We start from the raw sequence: 22,678 nt of genomic DNA, 5'->3' as shown, positions 1-22,678 counted from the left end.
GGCTAGGAAAAAAGTGTTTTTACGAAAGAAATACCCGAACAATGGTAGTTGCATATCACCTGCCTCGGAATAGTATTTGGCGTACCTCAGGCGAATGGTGAGTCTCCGACGTACGAGATGTACTAGTTTTGGCGTATATTTAGACTTGATCGTTTAATTATGTCCTAGTCAATTGTCAATACCAGAATAAAGAGCAGCGAAAAAAGTGCTGATGGACGGATTTGAAGAATTAAGTGCAGCGAGCCTTAATGATGTACCGAATTCATGTATACTATTTATAAAGCCGTAGCAATTTCTTTTTCAATGATAGATGATTGTTACGGCTTTTTATCAATGTAATAGGACACTATCATTTTAGTTTGATCAAACAACTGAAATTTTTGCATAATGAATGATGAACGGATCGATATCAAAACGAATGGAGGGGTTTTTTGTGGAAAAAACGAAACATACTGGACCTATCAAACTGCCAAAAAAACCTGATCCAAGTCTTTGGGTAAGTAAGGTTCCTTTTGGATTAGGAAAAATCAAACCACATCATATCCGTGATACAATGAAAGTCGTTTGGGAAAACAAAGATAATTTGCCTTATGCGACACGGATTTTAACGAAGGGAGTATGCGATGGTTGTGCATTAGGTGTACAAGGCCTGCATGATCAAACGTTAGTTGGACCACATATATGTACAACAAGACTAAATGTACTACGTTTAAATACAATGAAAGCAATGAAACCAGATATACTTCATGCTGATATTGATGAATTACGGAATATGAGTAGTACGGAATTGCGGAAGCTTGGACGTATTCCATACCCACTTATCCGCCGACCTGGAGAAAGAAAGTTCAAGCGGATTTCTTGGGATGAAGCAATGGATACGATTGCAGATAAAATAAAATCAATTGATCCGAAGCAATACGCATTTTATTTAACATCACGCGGAATAACGAATGAATCTTATTACGTTGCAGCTAAAGTGTCTCGTTTTCTTGGAACAAATAACATCGATAACGCTTCACGTATATGTCACTCACCATCCAAAACAGCCCTTACTCGGTCGGTCGGAATTGGGGCGTCGAGTTGTAACTATTTAGACTGGATCGGTACAGATGTCCTTGTTTTTTGGGGGTCAGTAGCAGCTAATAACCAACCTGTTTCAACAAAATATATGTATGCGGCAAAACGTAAAGGTACAAAAATAATCATGATTAATCCATATTATGAGCCATCGATGGATAAATATTGGGTACCTTCTGTTCCAGAGTCCGCCTTATTTGGAACAAAAATTGCTGATGATGTGTACCAAGTAAATATCGGCGGTGATATTGCCTTTATGCATGGGGTGATGAAACATTGGTTTGAAATGGAAGAAAAAGAACACGGTTCCGCAATTGATCATTCCTTCGTTTTAGAACATGTAAATGGGTTTGAGGAATTACGTGAAAAGGTTACCGCCTATGATTGGGCCCAATTAGAGAGAACATCTGGTCTCTCAAAAGAGCGTATAGGTGAACTCGCTGAAATACTTGCAAAATCAACATCAGGTGTATTCGTTTGGTCGATGGGATTAACACAGCATCGTTTCGGTACGGATAATATTTCACAAGTGGCAAATCTAGCATTATTACGTGGGTTTTTAGGTAGGAAGCATTGCGGGCTTATGCCTATACGCGGTCATTCGGGTGTGCAAGGATCTGGAGAAATGGGGGCTGATCCATTTTCATTACCTGGTGGTGCAATAAATGAAGAAGGAAGAAAGCGTGTCGAAGAGGTATGGGGCTTTGATATCCCTGAGTGGCAAGGAGATATTGTTGGGGTTTCACTGGAAAATGCTCTATTACCAGAAGAACACGAACGAAAATTGAAACTATATTATATGTCTGGCGGGAATTTCCTTGAAACAATGCCAGATCCGGACTTTGTAAAAGATTGTTTAGAGAATGTCGATATTAGGGTACATCAAGATATTATTTTTAATACATCTACTTTTGTCGATGCGAAAGAAGCAGTCATTGTATTACCAGCGATGACAAGATATGAACAACCTGGAGGAGGCACATCTACTTCTACGGAAAGAATGGTTTATTTTTCTCCAGAAATAAAAGGACCGAGAATTGGTGAGGCTAGATCTGAATGGGAAATCTATGTTGATTTAGCCAAACGGGTGAAACAAGAAGATAGTTATTTAATCGATTTTAAAGATGCATATGCTGTTCGAGATGAAATCGCCCTTGCAGCACCAAACTATAATGGAATTCAGCACTTGAAAGAAAGTGGTGATCTATTTCAGTGGGGTGGTGCATGGTTGTGTGAAGGCGGTATTTGTCCAACTGCAGATGGAAAGGGCAATTTAATTGCGGTAGAGTTACCGGAACGAAGAAAACCTGAAGGCCATTTTTATGTAACGACAAGAAGAGGAAAACAATTTAATTCAATGATTTACGGTGAAAAAGATCCATTTAATGATGCGGATCGTTACGATGTGTTAATGAATAAAGAAGACGGTAAGACGCATGAAATTAAAGAAGGCGACGCTATCGTTGTTTATAACAAATATGGATCGTTTAATGGAAGGGCAAAATTTGTTCCGATTAAATCTGGAAATGTAGAGGTTCATTGGCCAGAAGGAAATCCTTTAATTCCAAAAGGTGTCTATGAACAATTTGCAGGTATCCCGGAATATAATACCGCCGTCATCGTTGAAAAGGCTGAAACATATTATGCTCAAAAGGATACAAAATACGTAGAGAAAAGAGTAGAAGAGCTAGAAATGGAAATAAGCTAACGAGAGCTCTTCCGTTTTACAAATCCATCATGTCCCATATGATAGAAAGGACATGGTGGATTTGTTAAGATAAGTAGTTATGGCTGTTTCTTTTCTAATATCCTTTCGCAAACGGTTTTTGAAAAGAATCCATAGAAGGTGAAAAAGATGAAAACAATCATACATGGTGGTTGGAAAACAGTTCGGTTTCAAAATGATTTTAGTTCTACCGTGGAAGAAGAGGTTGCAACCGAATTCCCGCTAACGATTATGTTAAATGGAGAGGAATTTGCGACAATGATTTGCACACCGAAAGATATGCATGAACTGGTTGTAGGTTTTCTCGCATCAGAAGGAATCATCCGAACATATCAAGAAATCCTCTCCATGAATATCGATGAAACGAAAGGATTTGCCTATGTTGAGATAGATAAGCCAGTTACGTCACTTGAACAAGATCATTCTAAACGTTTTATTGGTTCATGCTGCGGGAAAAGTCGCCAATTTTATTTTAAAAGTGATGTAAGAACTACAAAAATGATCAAAGGAAAACTATCTATATCGGTAGAACAATGTTATAAATTAATGGAACAACTACAATTACAATCAACATATTTTCACAAAACGGGTGGGGTTCATAATGCGGCCCTTTGTAGTATAGATGACATTTTCACGATTAGAACCGATATTGGAAGACATAATGCCCTTGATAAAATTTATGGAGAAATATTAATGAAAAAAATTCCGCTAAAAGATAAATTAATCGTGTTTAGTGGACGAATTTCTTCTGAAGTAGTATTAAAAATATCGAAAATTGGAGTGGGCATTTTGTTATCAAAGTCAGCACCAACCGATCTCGCATTAAAGCTAGCAGAAGATTTAGGCATTACAACAGTGGGCTTCGTTCGTGGTAATTCCATGAATGTATATACGCATACGTATCGAATTGATGAAATCATTTAATCATCACTTTCCTTAAAGAACCTAAGACAAAGTGTTTTAGTCATAGAGAGATCCGAACAATGATTCAAATTTCTACCATTTTCATTCGTTCGGATTTTCCTTTAGCTGTGTTTAAAAGCATGTTACCAATTTTTTATAAACTTCGACATAACTTTTTTAGATTTTTTCTACAAACCTAGTCACAACAAAGTTGATTTCCCTGCAGATAATCACTTTTAGCGGCACGGCAGTCTGCTTCCAATGACAGAACGCGCTAGTGCAAACCTTTACGTTGGGACGTGAAATCGCAGTCTCAGGAGTCGACTGTCCTACTCTCCAATCAACTATACGTAAAGGTGAATTACAATGATGAAACTGTGCATTCGTGAATTGAACTTCGCATTCTTCCTTGGAACTGTGCATGCTTGAATTGCACTCCGCATTCTTCCTTGGAACTGTGCATGCTTGAATTGCACTCCGCATTCTTCCTTGGAACTGTGCATACTTGAATTGAACTCTGCATTCTTCTCCGGAACTGTGCATGCTTGAATTGCACCCCGCATTCTTCTCTGAAACTGCGCATGCTTGAATTGCACTCCGCATTCTTCTCTGAAACTGTGCATTCGTGAATTGCACTCCGCATTCTTCTCTGGAACTGTGCATTCGTGAATTGCACTTCGCATTCTTCCTTGGAACTGTGCATTCGTGAATTGCACTCCGCATTCTTCTCTGGAACTGCGCATGCTTGAATTGCACTCCGCATTCTTCTCCGGAACTGTGCATTGGTGTATTGAACCCCGCATTCTTCTCTGGAACTGTGCATTCGTGAATTGCACTCCGCATTATTCTATGAAACTGTGCATTCGTGAATTGCACTCCGCATTATTCTCTGGAACTGTGCATTGGTGTATTGAACCCCGTATTCTTCTCTGGAACTGTGCATGCGTGAATTGAACTCCGCATTCTTCCCTGAAACTGTGCATGCTTGAATTGCACTTCGCATTATTCTCTGAAACTGTGCATTCGTGAATTGCACTCCGCATTCTTCTCTGGAACTGTGCATACTTGAATTGAACTCTGCATTCTTCTCTGGAACTGTGCATACTTGAATTGCACTCCGCATTCTTCCTTGGAACTGCGCATGCTTGAATTGCACTCCGCATTCTTCCTTGGAACTGCGCATGCTTGAATTGCACTCCGCATTCTTCTCTGGAACTGTGCATTCGTGAATTGAACTCTGCATTCTTCTCCGGAACTGTGCATGCTTGAATTGCACTTCGCATTCTTCTCTGGAACTGTGCATTCGTGAATTGCATTCCGCATTATTCCTTGGAACTGTGCATACTTGAATTGAACTCTGCATTCTTCTCCGGAACTGTGCATGCGTGAATTGCACTTCGCCTTATTTCCTAAAACTGTGCATTCCTGTATGGAACGCTGCTTTTTGCTCATGACATTCCTTAGTAAAGAGGGGAAAGCGAAGACGACGAGACTCTGCAACGAGTAATGCGAATATGGAGGATAAGGTAGCCAACCGCTAAAAAGCAGCGTGTATTTCCGCAGCGATAAGACATTCACTAATTGAAGCTACTGTGCAGTTTAGATCAACTACGTTTATATGTAAAATCTATCCTCTAATTTAAAACTTCTATCCCTGTCTTTGGATCGGAACGTTTTATTTTGCCCAAGCCTCTTCTGTTTGTATGAAATATCTTCACTTATTCATTTTGATTCCAATTTCCTGTACAAGACCTTACCCATTAATTTTAGTATGTTTTAATTGGTGAATGTGTAGTTACTTGTTTAACGGAAAAAGTTTAATTGCACTTACTAAGTTTTCCATCGCTTTGCGGAAATAATTGCATGACATTTGCGACAATTCCAAGAATAATGTGCCCTCAAAACATGTTATATGTCAATTTTATCGGATAATGCACCGCGAAAATACAATATGTGCCAGTTTCGAAGGTTATGTGGCGTTAAAAAAACATGCACCAACTGTAAATATAATATGCTCATGAAATGTCATGCTAATTATATGCCCATCCAGGAACAATATCATCTACCTCATGTCAAGGCATTCTATAAGTTTTTTTACATTAGCTTTCACCACACAACTACCTTAACATTCATTTTCTATTAAAATCAGATAACTTTTGGAAAAACTATTAACAATTAGTCTTGTTTAGACGATGATATATACAACGAGTCTTTACAAAGTGGCTTACCTTATGGACTGTTAAACAGTTCCATATGTTTTCTATGTACATGGTCATGTCATAAATTATGATATACTAAGAGAAAAATGGGTGATGAGAATGGCTCAACTAGACAACTGTACACGCTGTGGAGTAGTTTTTGCAAGAGGATTAAGAGATATTTGTGGAAAATGTTATCGAGAAGAAGAAGAAGCATTTCAAACAGTATACCGTTTTTTAACAAAACGCAAAAACCGTGAAGCAACGATAAATGAAATCGTTGAAGCAACAAAAGTAGAGGAAGAATTAATTATAAAATTTATGAAACAGAAGCGATTACGTTCTTCTCAATTCCCAAAGCTTGCTTATCCTTGTGAAAAGTGTGGCGCAGATATTGTGGAAGGAAGATTGTGTTCTAATTGTTCTACACAAATAAAAACGGATCTAGCATTACATGATAAAATGGAAAAAAGATCGGCAGAAAAAAAAGAACATGAGTCGATTTATTACACCATTAATAAAGAAAACAATTAATGTAAGATAATTAGAAAGAAGATTAGAATGTTTTCCCAAATTAAGATGAAATAACTATTGAATAACGATAAAAATAGCCGATATTAATAGTAGAATATACGTTAGGACGTTCATAATAAGTAAGTGAGGTGGATTGAAATGAAAATTCAAGGACCTAATCCTGTTTTAAATGCATATAAACAACAACGACAGAAACAGATGAGTAACAGGGCCGAACAACAAAAAGATCAGCTTAATATTTCTACAGAAGCAAAACAACTACAAAAGAATAAACACTATGATATAGAACGTTCAAAATATGTTGATGAAATAAAAAAACTCGTTCAATCTGGGGAATATAAAGTGGATCATGATAAAACAGCACAAAAAATGATTGACTTTTGGACAAAGCGAACTTAACGGGAGGTTTTTCTCATAGCTGTACAAGAGGTTAGCAAAAGACTACAAAAACTGGTTTCCTTGCATGAAGAGCTCCTACAAATATCTGAAGATAAAACGGAATACATTAAAAAAGGTGATATGGAACAACTATCCAAACTATTAATTCAAGAACGAAAGCAGTTACAATTAATTACACAAATAGAAGCAGACCGTCAACAACAGGTGGAACATATTTTTAATCATTTACATATCGATTCAGAAGATAAAACAGTAAGTGAGCTATTAAAATATGTCAATACCGAAGACGAAAAAAGGGAAATAGAACATCATGTTACTGCATTAGTTGAAATCATTGTCAAATTAAAGCAAAGTGAGCAATTAAACAATGACTTGCTTCAACAATCAATGCAATTCGTGCAGTTTTCCTTAGATATGTTACAGCCGTCTATGAAAAATATGAATTATAATGAAAAAAGTTCAGGGAATGAAACAGTGAAACGTTCTGTTTTTGATTCGAAAGCGTAAATTGACTATTAGGTAAGAGGAGATAAACGATGAGTACATTTCAAGGGTTAGAATTAGCCAAAAAAGCGTTATTTGCCCAACGAGGTGGATTGTATACGACAGGTCATAATATTGCAAATGTCAATACGGAGGGATATTCAAGGCAACGAGTAAACTTTGAAACAACAACACCTTTTCCAGTCCCTTCTCGGGTCCAGCCACAAATAGCAGGGCAAATGGGAACAGGAGTGAAAATCGGTACGGTCCAACGAATTCGTGATCAATTTTTAGATTTTCAATTTCGTGCGGAAAATAGCCGGTTAGGTTATTGGAATACAAAGCAAGAAGCATTAAGTCGTATGGAAGAGCTATTAAATGAGCCATCAGCAAATGGTATGAATAACATGATGGATCGTTTTTGGCAATCATTACAAGATCTAGCAGACCATCCTGAAAATTCAGGCGCTCGTTCTGTTGTTGCCCAACGAGGGTTCGCACTTGCGGAAACATATAACCATTTATCTAAAAGCCTGCAATCGATTCAAGCTGACTTAAAAGATCAAATAGACGTATCCGTAAAAAATATTAATTCTCTTCTAAGACAAATTAACGGTTTAAATGAGCAAATTCAAAAGATTGAACCACACGGATTTTTAGCAAATGATTTATATGATGAGCGGGATCGTTTAATTGATAAACTATCGGAACATATGAATATTAAAGTACATTATTCAAGAAGTAGTGAAAGTGCACTAGAAATTGCTGATGGGATTGCTTCCATTGAAGTGCTTGATAGTAGGGGACACTCCATTGGAGATGGGGTATTTCTCATTGATGCAAGAAGTCCTAATACAGTTGCAAATGCAGTAAAAGAAATAAACGTCTATCCTGACAATGAGAATAGTCCAATTACTAATATATCTGTCGATGGTGAGGATTTAGGTTTAGACTTAATGAAGTCAAATGGTTCTTTAAGTGCTTTAATTGAGTCGTTTGGTTATGTTGATGGAGATGTGAAAGGCACTTATCCAGAAATGCTTGCTGAACTTGATCGTATGGCAGCAGCATTTGCGAATGAGTTTAATCGTGTTCATCGTCAAGGAATAGATTTAAATGGCGATCAACCTACTATTGATTTTTTTATACCAAAAGACGGTGCAACAGAAATCACAGCGGAAAGTATTACCATTAACCCAGATATACTGAACAATTCAGATTTAATCGCTGCAGGAGATCCAGATGCTGGAAGTCGAAATGCAGACAATGCTCTTGAGCTAGCAAAAGTGTTCGAAAATTCTCTGAGCGATCTTGGGAATACTTCGACTAGGAAATTTTTCACAGCGTTAATTGGGGAGCTTGGAGTGAAAGGGCAAGAAGCAAAAAGTGAGAAAGAAAGTTCAGAAATATTACAAGCACAAGTATCCCATTCTCGTATGTCGGTTAGTGCTGTCTCATTAGATGAAGAAATTTCCAATTTAATTAAATTTCAACATGCATACAATGCTGCGGCCAGAAGTATGACAGCAATCGATGAATTACTCGATAAGATCATTAATCAAATGGGATTAGTAGGAAGGTAGGTTGATATAAAATGCGAGTAACACAATCAATGTTACAAAACAACATGTTGCGAAACTTATTTAATAGTCAAGCACAAATGGATAAATATTTAACACAACTCAATACGGGCAAAAAAATTAGACGCCCTTCCGAAGATCCTGTGATCGCAATGAAAGGGATGGGGTATCGAACACAAGTGACAGAAGTGGAACAATACCGCCGAAATGCGACAGAAGTATGGAACTGGATGGATCATTCAGATGATGTGCTTGATAAAGCGACAAAAGCAGTACAGCGAATGGAATATTTAGCTGTCCAAGCTGCAAATGGTTCTTATGACAAAGATGAACGGATAAGTGTCATGCAGGAAGTGAAACAACTACAAGAACAATTAGTGGAGCTTGCTAACACAAATGTAAATGGCAAATATATTTTTAATGGGACAAATACCGATACAAAGCCTGTGAATCCAGAAGCAGGCGCCAATGGATATGAAGTGACGTTTGGGCCTAATAATCCAATTCATCCTGTTAAAATAGAGGTATCAAAAGGAATTCAACTTGAAGTTAATGTTAGTCCTGAGAACATCTTCAATCAAGATTTATTTGACAATATTCAAAACTTTATTCAAGCACTTGAAAATAATAATCAAGAAGAACTTGATAATAGTATGGATACTCTAAATAAGAGTTCGCTAAATATTATTAATGGTCGTGCTGAGCTTGGTGCAAGAATGAATCGTTTAGAATTAATTGAAGATCGTTTAGCCCAGCAAGAAATCATTGCGAAAGATACGATGGCAAAAAACGAAGGGGTCGACTTCGAAGAAGCAGTTACAAATCTTTTAACACAAGAAGTGATCCATCGTGCAGCCTTAGCCGCTGGTGCAAAGATAATTCAGCCATCTTTAATCGACTTTTTAAGATAAATATAAGTGGGCTGTCCCAAAGTTAAAAATAAAAGTAGAGTTGCATTTTAATCAATTTGTACCCTACTTTTATTTTTGATTTTCTTATTTACTAACAGCTTGCTCGATAACGAAAAAGGAGAAGATCCTATGCAATTTCCACAACTTCGTCTGGAATCTCAAATGGCACGAATTGCGATCGAGCAGACTCCAGCACGTATTGAAATGAAGCAAGGAAAAGCACATTTATCCATTCAACAGCCAAAGGCAGAAGTATCCATGCGGACGATGAAGGGGAAATTAACAATCGATCAAACACAAGCATGGGAAGAAATGAATTTAATGAGCACGAGAAGATTAAATGAGCTACATGCAGATGAAGGATTGAGAGCAGCATCAGAAGGTACAGCAAGAAGAGCGGAACAAGGCGTAGAATTATTAAACATCCATACTGGTGTCGATATAATCGCTGAACAAGCGGTGCAAAATGGTCATCCGCCAACAAAGACTTTAAGTTTTACATATATTCCATCCCCACTTGCTGTAAAGTTTCATTATGAACGTGGTGACGTGCAAATGGATGTACAAGAAAGAAAGCCAATCATTGATTCACAAATAAATAAGCCAGAATTAACGTTTCATCGAGGTGGCGTTCAAATATCGATGGAACAATATGCACAATTAAAAATAGATTTTGATAATCTCTATGTATAAACATTCATTCCATTTGAATGTTTATGGAAAGGATGCAGGAAAGATGTTAGTAAAAACTAAATATTTCGATGAGATGGAGATAGATGAAAGAAAAATAATAACCTTTGGATCGGGATTACCAGGATTTCTTGAGGAACGCCAATTTATCGTACTTGACATACCGGGAAATAATTTGCTGCAAATTTTACAATCTATTCATACACCTAGCTTAGCTTTTTTTGTAACGAACCCCCACTATTTTTACGATGATTATGAATTTTCATTAGATGAACATATCGTTGAATCTTTAGAAATTATAGATGAAAAAGACGTGGTCATTTTATCGATCATGACGATGAAAGAGCCGTTTCATTTAAGCACGATCAATTTACAAGCACCGCTTATTATTAATTCAAACAAAAAATATGGCAAACAGTTTATATTAAATGATGAAAAATATTCCATGAAAGCAACTATATCTTTCCCCACAACTGAAAAGAGAGGGGAGTAACGATGTTAGTTTTAAAGCGAAAAACAAAAGAAGCAATACGGATTGGTGAAGATGTTGAAATTTCTATCTTGGCTATTGAAGGGGATCAAGTAAAGATAGGAATTTCTGCACCAAAGTCGGTCGAAATTCATCGTAAAGAAATTTATGATTCTATACAAAAGCAAAATAGTGAAGCGGCAAGTTTAACGATTGATATTACGACTTTATTTGATAAATAAAGCTATTCAACAGTATTTCGCCCTTTATTGTTAAACTATTCCACAAATGAACCGATATAAATAATAAGAAAATTGAATAGTTAGGAGTTGTATGGGAGTGAATGTTAGTAATATCCAAAATAGTGTGCCCGCCATACAAAAGAAAAGTGAACTAACACCGGATCGGACACAACAGCAAGCAAAAAATAATCTTTCATCAGAACATAAAGAGATTAACAATGGAAAAGAAGTAAGTAAACAAGAAGTAAAATCTACTGTTGAAAAGTTAAATGATTTCGTTGATCCGGTACGAACGAATTTAAAATTTGTTTTTCATGAGGATTTACATGAATACTATGTAACGGTGATTAATCCCCTGACAAATGAAGTGATAAGGGAGATCCCACCTAAAAAAATGCTCGATATGTATGCAGCAATGACCGAGTATATGGGATTATTAGTAGATGAAAAGATTTAAGGAGGTACATTAATTATGGTAATGCGAGTCGGTGGTATTGCATCTGGTATGGACATTGAGTCAATGGTTAATAAGTTAATGGAAGCGGAACGAATGCCGTTAACACGGCTGAAGCAGCAACAAACGACATTAACGTGGAAACGAGATGCTTTTCGGGAAATAAATAGTGTATTGTTGGAATTAAAGAACATGATGACAGACATGAAGTTGTCTACTACGTATAAACCGAAAACGGCTACTTCGACACAAGAAAATGCAGTAAAAGCGACTGCAACGTCTAATGCATCAAATGGTTCGTATGAAATTAACGTGACTCAGCTGGCGACAAATGCAATGAATATAAGTACAACGAATACAGATCTAAAAGGCAATGACGTTTTGGATGCATCCTATCACGATACATATACATTTTATACGTTTGATGAAGATGGTGAACGCCAAACACATACATTTGAAATTAAAGAAGGCGATACATTAAATAAAGTATTTAAGCGTATTACAGATGATAAAAATAATAACGTACGGGCGTTTCTAGATGAAACATCAGGGAAGGTCGTGCTAGAGACGACACGAACTGGTAAATATAATTCAAATGGTGCAGAAATAACTTTTAGCGAAGAAGACAATCATTTTTTTACAAATGTCTTAAAATTAAATCCAGCTAATGAAACAGGCGGTCAAAACGCTACATTCATTTACAATAATGGATTAGAATTAGAGTCCAAAAACAACCATTATACGTTAAACGATATTCATTTTGAGTTTAATAATGTAACAGATGGAAATGCTCGTATTAATGTCGATACAGATGTAGAACAATCCTTCGATGCGATTATGAAGTTTGTCGATACGTACAATAAAGCGATTGACATAATGAACAGTTCACAAACAGAAGAAAAATTTCGTGATTTCCCACCTTTAACCGATGAGCAAAAAGAGGAAATGTCTGAAGAGCAAATTAAAAAGTGGGAAGAAAAAGCGAAAAGTGGCATTTTGCGTGGAGAATCAGCTATAAGAGATAGTATGTATGCCCTACGTCAAAGTTTACAATCCGTCGTTGAAACTGATGGAGAATACAAATTGCTTAGTCAAATCGGTATTTCGACTACAATTAATTATTTGGATGGCGGGAAATTAGAAGTTAATGAAGAAAAATTAAAAGAAGCCTTACGTGACCATCCAGATGATGTGTATAGACTATTCTCGAATAGTGGAACTGGTGATAATCGTGGACTGATCAACCGGTTTGATGATACCCTTGGTCGGGCAAGGAAACAAATTGAAGAAAAAGCAGGTAATAGCACACATACATTAGACAATTATACTATTGGAAAAAGAATGAAAGAATTAAACCAAAGAATTTCAGATTTTGAGAAACGAATGATTATGGTGGAACAAAGGTATTGGAATCAGTTTACGCAAATGGAAAAGGCTATTGCTAATTTGAATCAACAATCATCTTATTTATTCTCTCAATTTGGTGAAATGTAATATTATGTACGATAGGAGAGTGGATACTTTATGATGACAAAACAGTTTCAAACGTATCAAAATAATGCTGTGAATACAGCTTCAGGTCCACAATTAACGATGATGTTGTATAATGGATGTATTAAATTTATTAATCAGGCAATTAAAGCAGTAAATGATAACGATCATGAAACAAAAAATACAAATATTCAAAAGGCACAAGATATTGTCCAAGAACTTATGTTAACGTTGGATCAAGAGGTAGAAATTTCGAAACAACTTTTATCTTTGTATGAATTTATTTATTTTCAATTGCAACAAGGAAATATTAAAAGCGATGTAAAATACTTAGAAGAAGCACTTGCCTTTATTACTGAATTTCGTAATACGTGGAAAGAAGTAATGAAAACAGAATCATCTTCTTATGTTCAGGGTGCACAAGTATAATGGGTCGGCTACAACAATTACATGACGTAACCGTAAACATGCTTTCGACACTTCAACAATTAGAGGAAAAGAAACTCGACCGAGAGTCAGTCATAAAAAAAATGGACGAATTAATCGTAAGCAGGGATGCCATCATACAAAAGATAAAAGCACCTTATACAGAAGAAGAAATAGAAATTGGTCAACAAGTCGTTCAATTGAATGAACAAGTAAAATTGAAAATGGATCATCTGTACGATGATGTAAAAAGTGATATGAAAAAAGTAAAACAAAAAAAAGAATTGAATCGCTCTTACATTAATCCATATGGGCAAATTAAAACAACAGATGGCATGTATTTGGATAGCAAACAATAATAGCTCCTTATGGGGCTTTTCCTTTTTTAAGAGGGTGATTTTTTAAAAAATTATCGTTATTTATCTATCTATTTCTTTTGCATCTAAATGATAACATGTTAATCTATAATGTAAGTAAGTTTTAACACTTATGTACTATGTATCATATTAAGAAGGAAATAAAAGAGAAATCATAGTATAATGAGTGATATAAAGAAAAAAGGAGGACACTTAAATGAATTACAACATTCGTGGTGAAAATATTGAGGTGACCGAGCCGATACGTGATTATGTAGAAAAGAAGATTGGTAAACTAAACAGATATTTTGATACACCGCCGACATCTGATGTTCATGTGAACCTAAGTGTCTATAATGAAGAGCAACAAATTGAAGTAACCATTCCAATGACAGATTTATTATTACGTGCTGAAGAGCAGCACACAGATCTATATGCAGCTATTGATTTAGTTGTGGATAAATTGGAAAGACAAATTAGAAAGCATAAAACAAAAGTAAACCGAAAATTCCGTCAAAAAGGTGCAGCAAAACATATTTTTGCGGAATTAGAAAAAGAAGCGAACAATGAAGTTGAATCGGATGATATTGAAATCGTTCGTACAAAACGTTTTAACTTAAAACCAATGGACTCTGAAGAAGCAATTTTACAAATGGATATGTTAGGACATGCATTTTTCGTCTTTACTAACGCAGAAACAGACGATACAAATGTTGTGTATCGCCGCAGAGACGGAAAATACGGTTTAATTGAACCAACTAATTAACGGAAAAAAAGCTATTCTACTAAAAAGTGGAGTAGCTTTTTAGCTTTCAAGGAAACTATATTTGAATCTACTTACTGATAACAATTATTTGCGAAATTGGCCGCATCTAACGGATGTGCTAGTACAAATGTTTTCAGTGGGACGAGTAATCGCCGTCCTAGGACAGTGCACTTTTTGTCTGTAATTGTCGAACGACTTGCCAAAAATTAAATTCTCTTAGATGAAAGATAGATAATTTTGAAAAATAGCGTAAAAAAAGATGTTGAAATCGCTAAAAAGACTAATAATTTTGTCGAAAGATACATAAAAATTGTAAATTACAAGTTCGCTTAAAAAGAATTTGATTGTTATATTTTAGTTAGAATATAAAATGAAAATGACTGGAGGAGAAAATTTGGATCAGCTAATTTCCTATGAAGAACTAGTGAGAAAAGTTCAACAACAGGAGGATACAGTTGCACAGTTGGTGAAAATAATTGCTGCCACTAATCATCGAATATCAGAGTTACAAGTTAAACAAGAAAGTATGGAAAAGGTTCATTTAATAAATAAAATATAATTCCACGCAGTATTATCTTCGCATTATTCCTCATGGTAAAAAAGAGTAGCCCAACTACTCTTTTTTACTTTACTGCAACATACTCAACTTTCGCACCAATAAAATAAGTTCAAACAGTTTGCTTGGTAAAGCTTGAGGTACTTCTAATGATATCGTTGACAACCTCGGTATAATAAACTGAATTTAGCTGATAGGATGCCTACTGAAAGTTCGGCGGCTGTTGAGCTCCCTTCGTGCTGACACACTATGTGATCTCGCCTAGGCCTTCCTCCCACAGGCATCTTGATGGATTTGAACCGCTCCGAATGATAAATATGATTTGGCATTCCAGTTAGGTTTCTAGTATATATCTCCAAACGAGTCTCGGTGAGCGCAGTGCGGCGACTCCTACGGGAAAAAGAACGACTGAATATCCCCGAAGAAGTGATTTTCTTCTAAGGTGACTGAAGCGTTGCCCGCGGAAAGCTTCAGCACGGAGCGAGCCCAGACGGGGATATCAGCTCAAATTTAAGAGCAAATGAATCATCCAAACTCAACTTAAACACTGTATCCTCATTCCATTTAATTCTACCAAGGCTTTCTTGTTCATTTCACAATGCCGAAAGTTGAGTAACATACTTTAATATTCTGCATGTTTTCTCCTTATTTCGTTCATCATTACTCACAAAGGAATTCACCATTTTTGTTCATCATGAAAGGGAAAGATGCCTCTAGTTGTCATCTATAATTGAATAGTGGTATCATAAAGAGGACTTAAATAGTACATTAAGAAAGTGTTTTTAAAAAAAGATTGTTTATTCATTCTTTGCTATTGGTATACTCAAGAGATAGCTAATAAATAATATAAAGCTATTAGGGATTACTTTATTGAGGAGCGTTTAAAATGGTGAAATTGTTAAAAAAGATTTTTGGAGACGGGAACCAAAGACAATTAAATCGTATACAGAAAACAGTTGATGAAATAGATGCATTAGAAGAAAAATATGAGAAATTTTCGGATACGGAATTACAACAAATGACAGAGCAGTTTAAAGAGCGGTATGCAAATGGAGAAAGTATAGATGACATGTTAGTGGAAGCTTTTGCGGTAGTGAGAGAAGCATCTAAACGAGTATTAAACATGCGTCCTTTTGCGGTCCAACTCGTGGGTGGAACAGTTTTACATGAAGGAAATATTGCGGAAATGAAAACAGGGGAAGGTAAAACGTTATCCTCGACAATGCCTGCCTATTTAAACGCATTGACTGGTAAAGGTGTCCATATTATTACTGTGAATGAATATTTAGCGGATCGTGATGCGACCGAAATGGGAAAGCTATTTGAATTTTTAGGCTTAACAGTTGGATTAAATATAAGTGGGAAGTCAAAAGAAGAGAAAAAGGAAGCATATGAATGCGATATTACGTACGGAACGAATAATGAATTTGGGTTCGATTATTTACGTGATAATATGGTCCTCTATAAAGAACAGATGGTACAACGTGATTTGAATTTTGCCATTATTGATGAGGTGGATTCCATTTTAATTGATGAAGCGAGAACACCACTCATTATTTCTGGTAGTGCGCAAAAATCCGTTAATCTGTATCAACAAGCGAATACCTTTGTTTCAACATTAGATCGTGAAACAGATTTTACGTACGATGAGAAGACAAAAGGTGTTCAATTAACAGAGGAAGGGATCAATAAAGCGGAGAAGTTTTTTGGTATTGAAAATTTGTTCGATTTAAGTAATGTGTCCCTAACTCATCATATTAACCAAGCATTAAAAGCACATGTTTCGATGCACCGTGATATGGATTATGTCATTGAAGAAGGCGAAGTCGTTATTGTCGACCAATTTACTGGTCGTTTAATGAAAGGCCGTCGTTATAGTGATGGACTTCATCAAGCAATTGAGGCGAAAGAAAAGTTACAAATTCAAAATGAAAGTATGACACTTGCTTCGATTACATTCCAAAACTTTTTCCGTATGTACAATAAATTAGCGGGAATGACTGGGACAGCGAAAACAGAAGAAGAAGAATTTAGAAATATTTATAATATGGATGTTATTGCGATTCCGACGAATAGAGAAATTGTTCGTGATGACCGTGCAGATATGATTTATAAATCGATGGAAGGAAAGTTTCAAGCTGTTGTACAAGAAATTAGAGATAGACATGAGACAGGTCAGCCTGTTTTAGTCGGAACAGTTGCAGTCGAAACGTCAGAACTTATTTCTAATTTGTTAAAGAAAGCACGCATCAAACATGATGTATTAAACGCTAAAAATCATTATCGTGAAGCAGAAATTATCGAAAATGCTGGTCAAAAAGGATCAGTAACGATTGCGACAAATATGGCAGGACGAGGAACAGATATTAAACTAGGGGAAGGGGTCACTGATCTTGGCGGATTAGCAGTTATTGGAACAGAACGCCATGAATCCAGAAGAATAGATAATCAGCTTCGGGGACGTGCAGGTCGTCAAGGTGATCCAGGAATGTCCCAATTTTACTTATCGATGGAAGATGAGCTTATGCGCCGTTTCGGTTCCGATAATTTAAAAACAATGATGGAACGACTCGGAATGGATGATAGCCAGCCAATTGAAAGTAAAATGGTGTCCCGTGCAGTTGAATCGGCCCAAAAAAGAGTGGAAGGAAATAACTTTGATGCTCGTAAAACAGTTCTTTCTTACGATGATGTATTAAGAGAACAACGAGAAATTATTTATAAACAACGCTTTGAAGTAATCGATTCCGATGAAAATGTAAGAGACATCATTGAACAAATGATTACATCTACCGTCGAGCGTGTAGTTAGCACACATACTCAAGATGACGATGAAGATAATTGGGATATAGAAGCAATTGTTAAATATGTACATGGAAATTTACTTGATGCAGAAGATATAACTATTGCTGATATAAAAGGTAAAGATCCGTCTGAGATGAAAGAAATTATTATGGATAAAGTGCGTAATCGATATGATGAAAAAGAAGAAGAGCTATCCCCAGAGCAAATGCGTGAATTTGAGAAAGTTATTTTACTTCGAACAGTAGATACAAAATGGATGGATCACATTGACCAAATGGATCAATTGCGTCAAGGTATTCATTTACGTGCGTACGGTCAAAACGACCCACTTAGAGAGTATCAATTAGAAGGATTTAATATGTTTGAAGCGATGATTGAAAGTATTGAGGAAGAAACAGCAAAGTATATTATGAAAGCTCAAATTCGGAGTAATTTACAAAGGGAAGCTGTTGTGAAGGATACAAAGGCAGTTTCAGGTGGTGGTGAAGAAGGAGCGAAAGTGCGTAAACCGTATGTGAGAAAAGAAAATGTAGGCAGAAATGATCCATGCCCTTGTGGAAGTGGAAAAAAATATAAACATTGTCATGGAAAATAGAAAGATGAGGTTAGGACATAACGAAAACGATCAATTCTAAAGGTGGACAATCCAATAACTAAGCGGAGGAAATAGACGTAGACGCTTGGTCGACTAAAAATGGTCACGTCATGGGACTGCGCTAAATGCTCGTCCCGTCAAGGACCTTTGCATCTGCTATGCTCACTCGGGTGCAATAAACATTGTACGTCGGAGGCTTACTAGTCGCATGTGGAAAGAGGCTTGTATTTCTGAAGCGGGTTATACAGCTACCGTTGTTCGGATTTTTCTTTAGTCAAAATCACTTTTGTCCAGCCTCCCTTTTCACTTATTAAGAAGGAATAGTTGAGGTGTAAATATGGATATTACTGAAGGCAAACAAGAATTAGATAAGATGAAACAACGAATCGTTGAATTTAGGGGGTCTCTTTGACCTTGACCATAAGAAGGAACAAATAAAAGTACTGGAAGGAAAAATGGCTGTACCTACTTTTTGGGATGATCAAGATGCAGCCCAAAAGGTAATTGACGAATCCAATTGGTTGAAAAACAAGGTTGATCAATTTGAGGCTTTGACCAATCAAATGGATGACGCGGAAGTATTATATGAATTGGTAAAAGAAGAAAATGATCAAGAATTACTTAACGAGTTAATAGATGAAGTTGCTAATTTAAGAAATAGAATTCAAGATTTCGAATTAGAAATGTTACTAAGTGAGCCTTACGATAAAAATAATGCCATTTTAGAACTTCATCCTGGTGCTGGTGGAACTGAGTCACAAGACTGGGCAAGTATCCTACTTCGCATGTACCAAAGATGGGCAGAAAGTAAAAATTATAAAGTAGAAACATTAAACTATTTAGCTGGTGATGAAGCTGGGGTAAAAAGTGTCACTTTACTGATAAAAGGGCATAATGCATATGGTTATTTAAAAGCCGAAAAGGGAGTTCATCGTTTAGTGAGAATTTCACCATTTGACTCATCGGGTAGAAGACATACATCTTTTGTTTCTTGTGATGTTTCACCAGAATTAGATGATAATGTTGAAGTAGAGGTTAATTCAGATGATTTAAAAATTGATACGTATCGTTCAAGCGGTGCAGGTGGTCAACATGTAAACACATCCGATTCAGCCGTACGAATTACACATATCCCAACAAACACGATTGTCACTTGTCAATCTGAACGTTCTCAAATAAAAAATCGGGAACATGCAATGAAAATGTTAAAATCAAAATTGTATCAATTAGAAATTGAAAAGAAGGAACAAGAGCTAGCTGAAATTCGGGGAGAACAAAAAGAAATTGGTTGGGGTAGTCAAATTAGATCATATGTTTTTCATCCGTATTCAATGGTAAAAGATCATAGGACTAATTTAGATGTTGGGAATGTTCAAGGGGTGGTGGATGGTGATATTGATCCATTTATCGACGCTTATCTACGTTCACATATAGAGTAAAATAAATAAGACAAATTAATGACTTCTTTTCAGATGTAGTTTTAAAACATATAAAATGGGTTATAATAATAAATGATTAAACTATATTAGTGAGGGGGATTTTAATGAAAAAATGGTTAATGGCGGTACTTTTTGGTACAATGCTAGTGCTTGCAGCTTGTGGTGGCGGTGGTGCTACAAATGAGGACAAATCAGAACCAGCCGATGAAGGTACGGAAGAACCTGCAGAAGATGGCGGTGCGGTAGATACTGCGGCAGCTGAGGATGCTTACAAAGCTAGTTGTGCAAGCTGTCATGGTCAAGATCTTTCAGGCGGAGCTGGACCATCACTAGAAAAAGTTGGTGCAGATCGTACTGCAGCTGATATTGAAGAAATTATTGCAAATGGTCAAGGGTCAATGCCAGGTGGATTATTATCTGGAGATGACGCTACTGCAGTCGCTGAGTGGTTAGCTGAGCATAAATAATACTTAGATTAAAAAAACTTGTCTAACTTGGATATAAGTTAGACAAGTTTTTTATTGCATTCATTTCTTTCTCAAATGCTTATTAGGTAATGTTTCGTTTTGCACTTAGCTTTTATCCTATGAAATTAGTTAATTTGACCCATGATTTGCGCATCCGGCAAATCAGCGATCCATCATTCGTGAATCCGGGCATAATCGAATTTTTACCCCCATCGATCTACTCTCGCAACCATCTTTCCTAAATCTGAACAATATTTTCCGCCAAAATTTCATTAAAATGAAGTAGTCTCGCTTTCTATCTCCTATATATCATATTTCCTGATTCGTTTTGTCGAATCTTCTTCATTATTGTCATTTGAAATATAATTGTAATAATTTTATAAGGAAAAATACTGTAGTTTTATGGTATGCTATATATGTTAGTTAAACATTTTGTAGAAAAAACAGGAAAAACTTATTAGTTATCATTAATATGAATAGTATGAAGGTGAATTGATAGATGATTACAATGAAAAATGTACATAAAACGTACTCAAATGGAGTTACGGCAGTAAATGGAATCAATGTAGAAATTGATCGTGGGGAATTTGTCTATATCGTTGGACCTAGTGGAGCAGGTAAATCAACGTTTATTCGACTTATTTATCGTGAAGAGAAACCGACTAAAGGTGAAATAATGATAAAAGGGATAAAAACAGCCGAGATGAAAAATAGAGATGTACCATTATTACGCCGAGATATCGGGGTTGTTTTTCAGGACTTCAAATTATTACCAAAGCTAACAGTCTATGAAAATGTCGCATTTGCTTTAGAAGTTATTGAGGAGGTCCCTGATAAAATCCGGGAACGTGTGATGGAAGTTTTAGATCTTGTAGGATTAAAGAATAAAGCCCGTTCTATCCCTGATGAGCTTTCAGGAGGGGAGCAACAAAGAGTAGCCATCGCAAGAGCCATCGCAAATCGACCTAATATCGTTATTGCTGATGAGCCTACTGGTAACCTAGACCCTGATACATCATGGACGATTATGAGAATATTAGAGGAAATAAATGCAAGGGGAACAACTGTCATTATGGCAACACATAGTCAGGAAATAGTGAATACGATTAAAAAACGAGTCATTGCAATTGAAAACGGGATTATTGTTAGAGATGAAGACCGAGGAGATTATGGGTATGAAATTTAGAACTTTACAACGACATTTTCGTGAAGGTGCAAAAAATATAGTACGTAATAGTTGGATGTCAGTAGCATCAGTTGGAGCAGTAACAGTTACTTTAGTATTAGTTGGTACTTTTGTCGCCCTAATGCTAAATATCAATCAAATGGCGGTAAAGGTGGAAGAAGATGTAGAAATAAAGGCATTGATTGAATTAACTGCGGATGAAGATGAAGTAAAAATAGTAGGCGAAGAAATTGAGCGTATCCCTGGAGTAAATACGGTTCGATTTTCTTCTAAAGATGACGAATTAGAAAGTCTTGTAGAAGGAATGGGAGAACAAGGACAAGCATGGGCATTATTTGAACAGGATAACCCTTTAAACCATGCATACGTTATTAAGGCGAAAAATCCACAAGATACGGAGCAAATAGCGAGTAAAATTGAACAGCTCGATAATATTTATAAAGTGAATTATGGACAAGAAGTTGTACCTCAACTGTTCAAGTTTAATAAATATGCTCGGACAATAGGTGTAGCGTTAATTGTTGGTTTAGTACTAACAGCTGTATTTTTAATTTCTAATACTATTAAACTAACAATTATGGCTCGTAGTCGAGAGATTGGAATTATGAAACTTGTTGGAGCAACGAATACATTTATTAGATTGCCATTTTTTGTTGAAGGACTGCTATTAGGTATATTAGGGTCGGTTATTCCAATTGCAATTATCGCAACTGGGTATTATTACACCCTTAAAAATGTAAGTGGACAAACATCTTTTCATTTTGTCCAACTCCTTCCGTATAGTCCATTTGTATGGCAAATATCAGCAATCATTTTGTTTATCGGTGCTTTTATAGGAATGTGGGGAAGTGGCATGAGCGTACGGAAGTTCTTGAAAGTGTAAAAGGGAAGAAAGGAAAAATTACCGTTGGATTTACAGCATAAA

21 protein-coding genes are annotated in these 22,678 nt (G+C 36.2%); all 21 read left to right on the top strand.

The annotated features are described in order from the left end of the window. Positions 1–433 precede the first annotated feature (433 nt). The 21 genes from DFR56_RS04670 (at position 434) to ftsX (ending at position 22,636) form a co-directional block, all read left to right on the top strand. Positions 434–2,785 (top strand): FdhF/YdeP family oxidoreductase, encoded by a 2,352-nt coding sequence (locus tag DFR56_RS04670; protein WP_110394256.1) that lies wholly within the window; start codon positions 434–436, stop codon positions 2,783–2,785. A 147-nt stretch (positions 2,786–2,932) separates the two neighbouring features. After that, entirely contained in the window at positions 2,933–3,727 is a 795-nt protein-coding gene (gene fdhD, locus DFR56_RS04665) for a formate dehydrogenase accessory sulfurtransferase FdhD (protein ID WP_110394255.1), read from the top strand. A 2,291-nt stretch (positions 3,728–6,018) separates the two neighbouring features. Next, entirely contained in the window at positions 6,019–6,438 is a 420-nt protein-coding gene (locus DFR56_RS04650) for a TIGR03826 family flagellar region protein (protein ID WP_342353140.1), read from the top strand. Between the two features lie 138 nt (positions 6,439–6,576). Next, entirely contained in the window at positions 6,577–6,837 is a 261-nt protein-coding gene (gene flgM, locus DFR56_RS04645) for a flagellar biosynthesis anti-sigma factor FlgM (RefSeq protein ID WP_110394251.1), read from the top strand. 15 nt (positions 6,838–6,852) lie between these two features. Next, entirely contained in the window at positions 6,853–7,344 is a 492-nt protein-coding gene (locus tag DFR56_RS04640; RefSeq protein ID WP_110394250.1) for a flagellar protein FlgN, read from the top strand. A gap of 29 nt (positions 7,345–7,373) precedes the next feature. Continuing rightward, entirely contained in the window at positions 7,374–8,903 is a 1,530-nt protein-coding gene (flgK, locus tag DFR56_RS04635; protein ID WP_110394249.1) for a flagellar hook-associated protein FlgK, read from the top strand. A gap of 11 nt (positions 8,904–8,914) precedes the next feature. Further along, positions 8,915–9,811, top strand: coding sequence for a flagellar hook-associated protein FlgL (gene flgL / locus DFR56_RS04630; protein ID WP_110394248.1), 897 nt, complete (start codon positions 8,915–8,917; stop codon positions 9,809–9,811). 129 nt (positions 9,812–9,940) lie between these two features. Beyond that, the gene (locus DFR56_RS04625; protein WP_110394247.1) at positions 9,941–10,504 is read left to right on the top strand and encodes a DUF6470 family protein; all 564 of its coding nucleotides are present in this window, start codon (positions 9,941–9,943) and stop codon (positions 10,502–10,504) included. Positions 10,505–10,547: 43 nt separating this feature from the next. Next, entirely contained in the window at positions 10,548–10,994 is a 447-nt protein-coding gene (fliW, locus tag DFR56_RS04620; RefSeq protein ID WP_110394246.1) for a flagellar assembly protein FliW, read from the top strand. Positions 10,995–10,996: 2 nt separating this feature from the next. Beyond that, positions 10,997–11,212, top strand: coding sequence for a carbon storage regulator CsrA (gene csrA, locus DFR56_RS04615; RefSeq protein WP_110394245.1), 216 nt, complete (start codon positions 10,997–10,999; stop codon positions 11,210–11,212). Between the two features lie 97 nt (positions 11,213–11,309). Then, the gene (gene flaG / locus DFR56_RS04610; RefSeq protein ID WP_244916427.1) at positions 11,310–11,669 is read left to right on the top strand and encodes a flagellar protein FlaG; all 360 of its coding nucleotides are present in this window, start codon (positions 11,310–11,312) and stop codon (positions 11,667–11,669) included. 15 nt (positions 11,670–11,684) lie between these two features. Continuing rightward, complete coding sequence (locus DFR56_RS04605; protein WP_242694453.1) at positions 11,685–13,160, top strand: flagellar hook-associated protein 2; 1,476 nt, start codon at positions 11,685–11,687, stop codon at positions 13,158–13,160. Positions 13,161–13,190: 30 nt separating this feature from the next. Then, on the top strand, positions 13,191–13,586 hold the full coding sequence (fliS, locus tag DFR56_RS04600; protein ID WP_110394243.1) for a flagellar export chaperone FliS: 396 nt from the start codon (positions 13,191–13,193) through the stop codon (positions 13,584–13,586). Next, on the top strand, positions 13,586–13,942 hold the full coding sequence (fliT, locus tag DFR56_RS04595) for a flagellar protein FliT (protein ID WP_110394242.1): 357 nt from the start codon (positions 13,586–13,588) through the stop codon (positions 13,940–13,942). The genes fliS and fliT overlap by 1 nt, the downstream gene beginning before the upstream one ends. A 214-nt stretch (positions 13,943–14,156) precedes the next feature. After that, the gene (gene hpf / locus DFR56_RS04590) at positions 14,157–14,705 is read left to right on the top strand and encodes a ribosome hibernation-promoting factor, HPF/YfiA family (RefSeq protein WP_110394241.1); all 549 of its coding nucleotides are present in this window, start codon (positions 14,157–14,159) and stop codon (positions 14,703–14,705) included. Between the two features lie 394 nt (positions 14,706–15,099). Continuing rightward, positions 15,100–15,264, top strand: coding sequence for a hypothetical protein (locus DFR56_RS22580; RefSeq protein ID WP_207518819.1), 165 nt, complete (start codon positions 15,100–15,102; stop codon positions 15,262–15,264). Positions 15,265–16,147: 883 nt separating this feature from the next. Further along, a complete protein-coding gene (secA, locus tag DFR56_RS04585; protein WP_110394240.1) occupies positions 16,148–18,661 on the top strand; it encodes a preprotein translocase subunit SecA in 2,514 nt (837 codons plus the stop codon). Between the two features lie 337 nt (positions 18,662–18,998). Then, a protein-coding gene (prfB, locus tag DFR56_RS04580; protein WP_146214250.1) for a peptide chain release factor 2 occupies positions 18,999–20,100 on the top strand; the annotation gives its coding sequence in 2 pieces (ribosomal slippage) (positions 18,999–19,070 and positions 19,072–20,100; 1,101 coding nt in all). Between the two features lie 104 nt (positions 20,101–20,204). Beyond that, positions 20,205–20,567, top strand: a complete 363-nt coding sequence (gene cccB, locus DFR56_RS04575; RefSeq protein WP_110394238.1) for a cytochrome c551 — start codon at positions 20,205–20,207, stop codon at positions 20,565–20,567. A 499-nt stretch (positions 20,568–21,066) separates the two neighbouring features. Beyond that, positions 21,067–21,753, top strand: coding sequence for a cell division ATP-binding protein FtsE (gene ftsE / locus DFR56_RS04570; protein WP_110394237.1), 687 nt, complete (start codon positions 21,067–21,069; stop codon positions 21,751–21,753). Further along, a complete protein-coding gene (gene ftsX / locus DFR56_RS04565; RefSeq protein WP_110394236.1) occupies positions 21,743–22,636 on the top strand; it encodes a permease-like cell division protein FtsX in 894 nt (297 codons plus the stop codon). The genes ftsE and ftsX overlap by 11 nt, the downstream gene beginning before the upstream one ends. Positions 22,637–22,678: the final 42 nt, after the last annotated feature.

The organism is Pseudogracilibacillus auburnensis (genome assembly GCF_003201975.1).
Taxonomy (GTDB): Bacteria; Bacillota; Bacilli; order Bacillales; family Amphibacillaceae; genus Pseudogracilibacillus; species Pseudogracilibacillus auburnensis.
This window is presented reverse-complemented; position numbering and strand designations above follow the sequence as displayed.

Coding starts and splice junctions, on each gene's coding strand:
- flgL (WP_110394248.1), top strand. CDS start 8,915: ATGCGAGTAACACAATCAATGTTACAAAACAACATGTTGCGAAACTTA.
- DFR56_RS04625 (WP_110394247.1), top strand. CDS start 9,941: ATGCAATTTCCACAACTTCGTCTGGAATCTCAAATGGCACGAATTGCG.
- csrA (WP_110394245.1), top strand. CDS start 10,997: ATGTTAGTTTTAAAGCGAAAAACAAAAGAAGCAATACGGATTGGTGAA.
- hpf (WP_110394241.1), top strand. CDS start 14,157: ATGAATTACAACATTCGTGGTGAAAATATTGAGGTGACCGAGCCGATA.
- fliT (WP_110394242.1), top strand. CDS start 13,586: ATGGGTCGGCTACAACAATTACATGACGTAACCGTAAACATGCTTTCG.
- fdhD (WP_110394255.1), top strand. CDS start 2,933: ATGAAAACAATCATACATGGTGGTTGGAAAACAGTTCGGTTTCAAAAT.
- fliW (WP_110394246.1), top strand. CDS start 10,548: ATGTTAGTAAAAACTAAATATTTCGATGAGATGGAGATAGATGAAAGA.
- flgK (WP_110394249.1), top strand. CDS start 7,374: ATGAGTACATTTCAAGGGTTAGAATTAGCCAAAAAAGCGTTATTTGCC.
- secA (WP_110394240.1), top strand. CDS start 16,148: ATGGTGAAATTGTTAAAAAAGATTTTTGGAGACGGGAACCAAAGACAA.
- cccB (WP_110394238.1), top strand. CDS start 20,205: ATGAAAAAATGGTTAATGGCGGTACTTTTTGGTACAATGCTAGTGCTT.
- ftsX (WP_110394236.1), top strand. CDS start 21,743: ATGAAATTTAGAACTTTACAACGACATTTTCGTGAAGGTGCAAAAAAT.
- ftsE (WP_110394237.1), top strand. CDS start 21,067: ATGATTACAATGAAAAATGTACATAAAACGTACTCAAATGGAGTTACG.
- flgM (WP_110394251.1), top strand. CDS start 6,577: ATGAAAATTCAAGGACCTAATCCTGTTTTAAATGCATATAAACAACAA.
- DFR56_RS04605 (WP_242694453.1), top strand. CDS start 11,685: ATGGTAATGCGAGTCGGTGGTATTGCATCTGGTATGGACATTGAGTCA.
- fliS (WP_110394243.1), top strand. CDS start 13,191: ATGATGACAAAACAGTTTCAAACGTATCAAAATAATGCTGTGAATACA.
- DFR56_RS04650 (WP_342353140.1), top strand. CDS start 6,019: ATGAGAATGGCTCAACTAGACAACTGTACACGCTGTGGAGTAGTTTTT.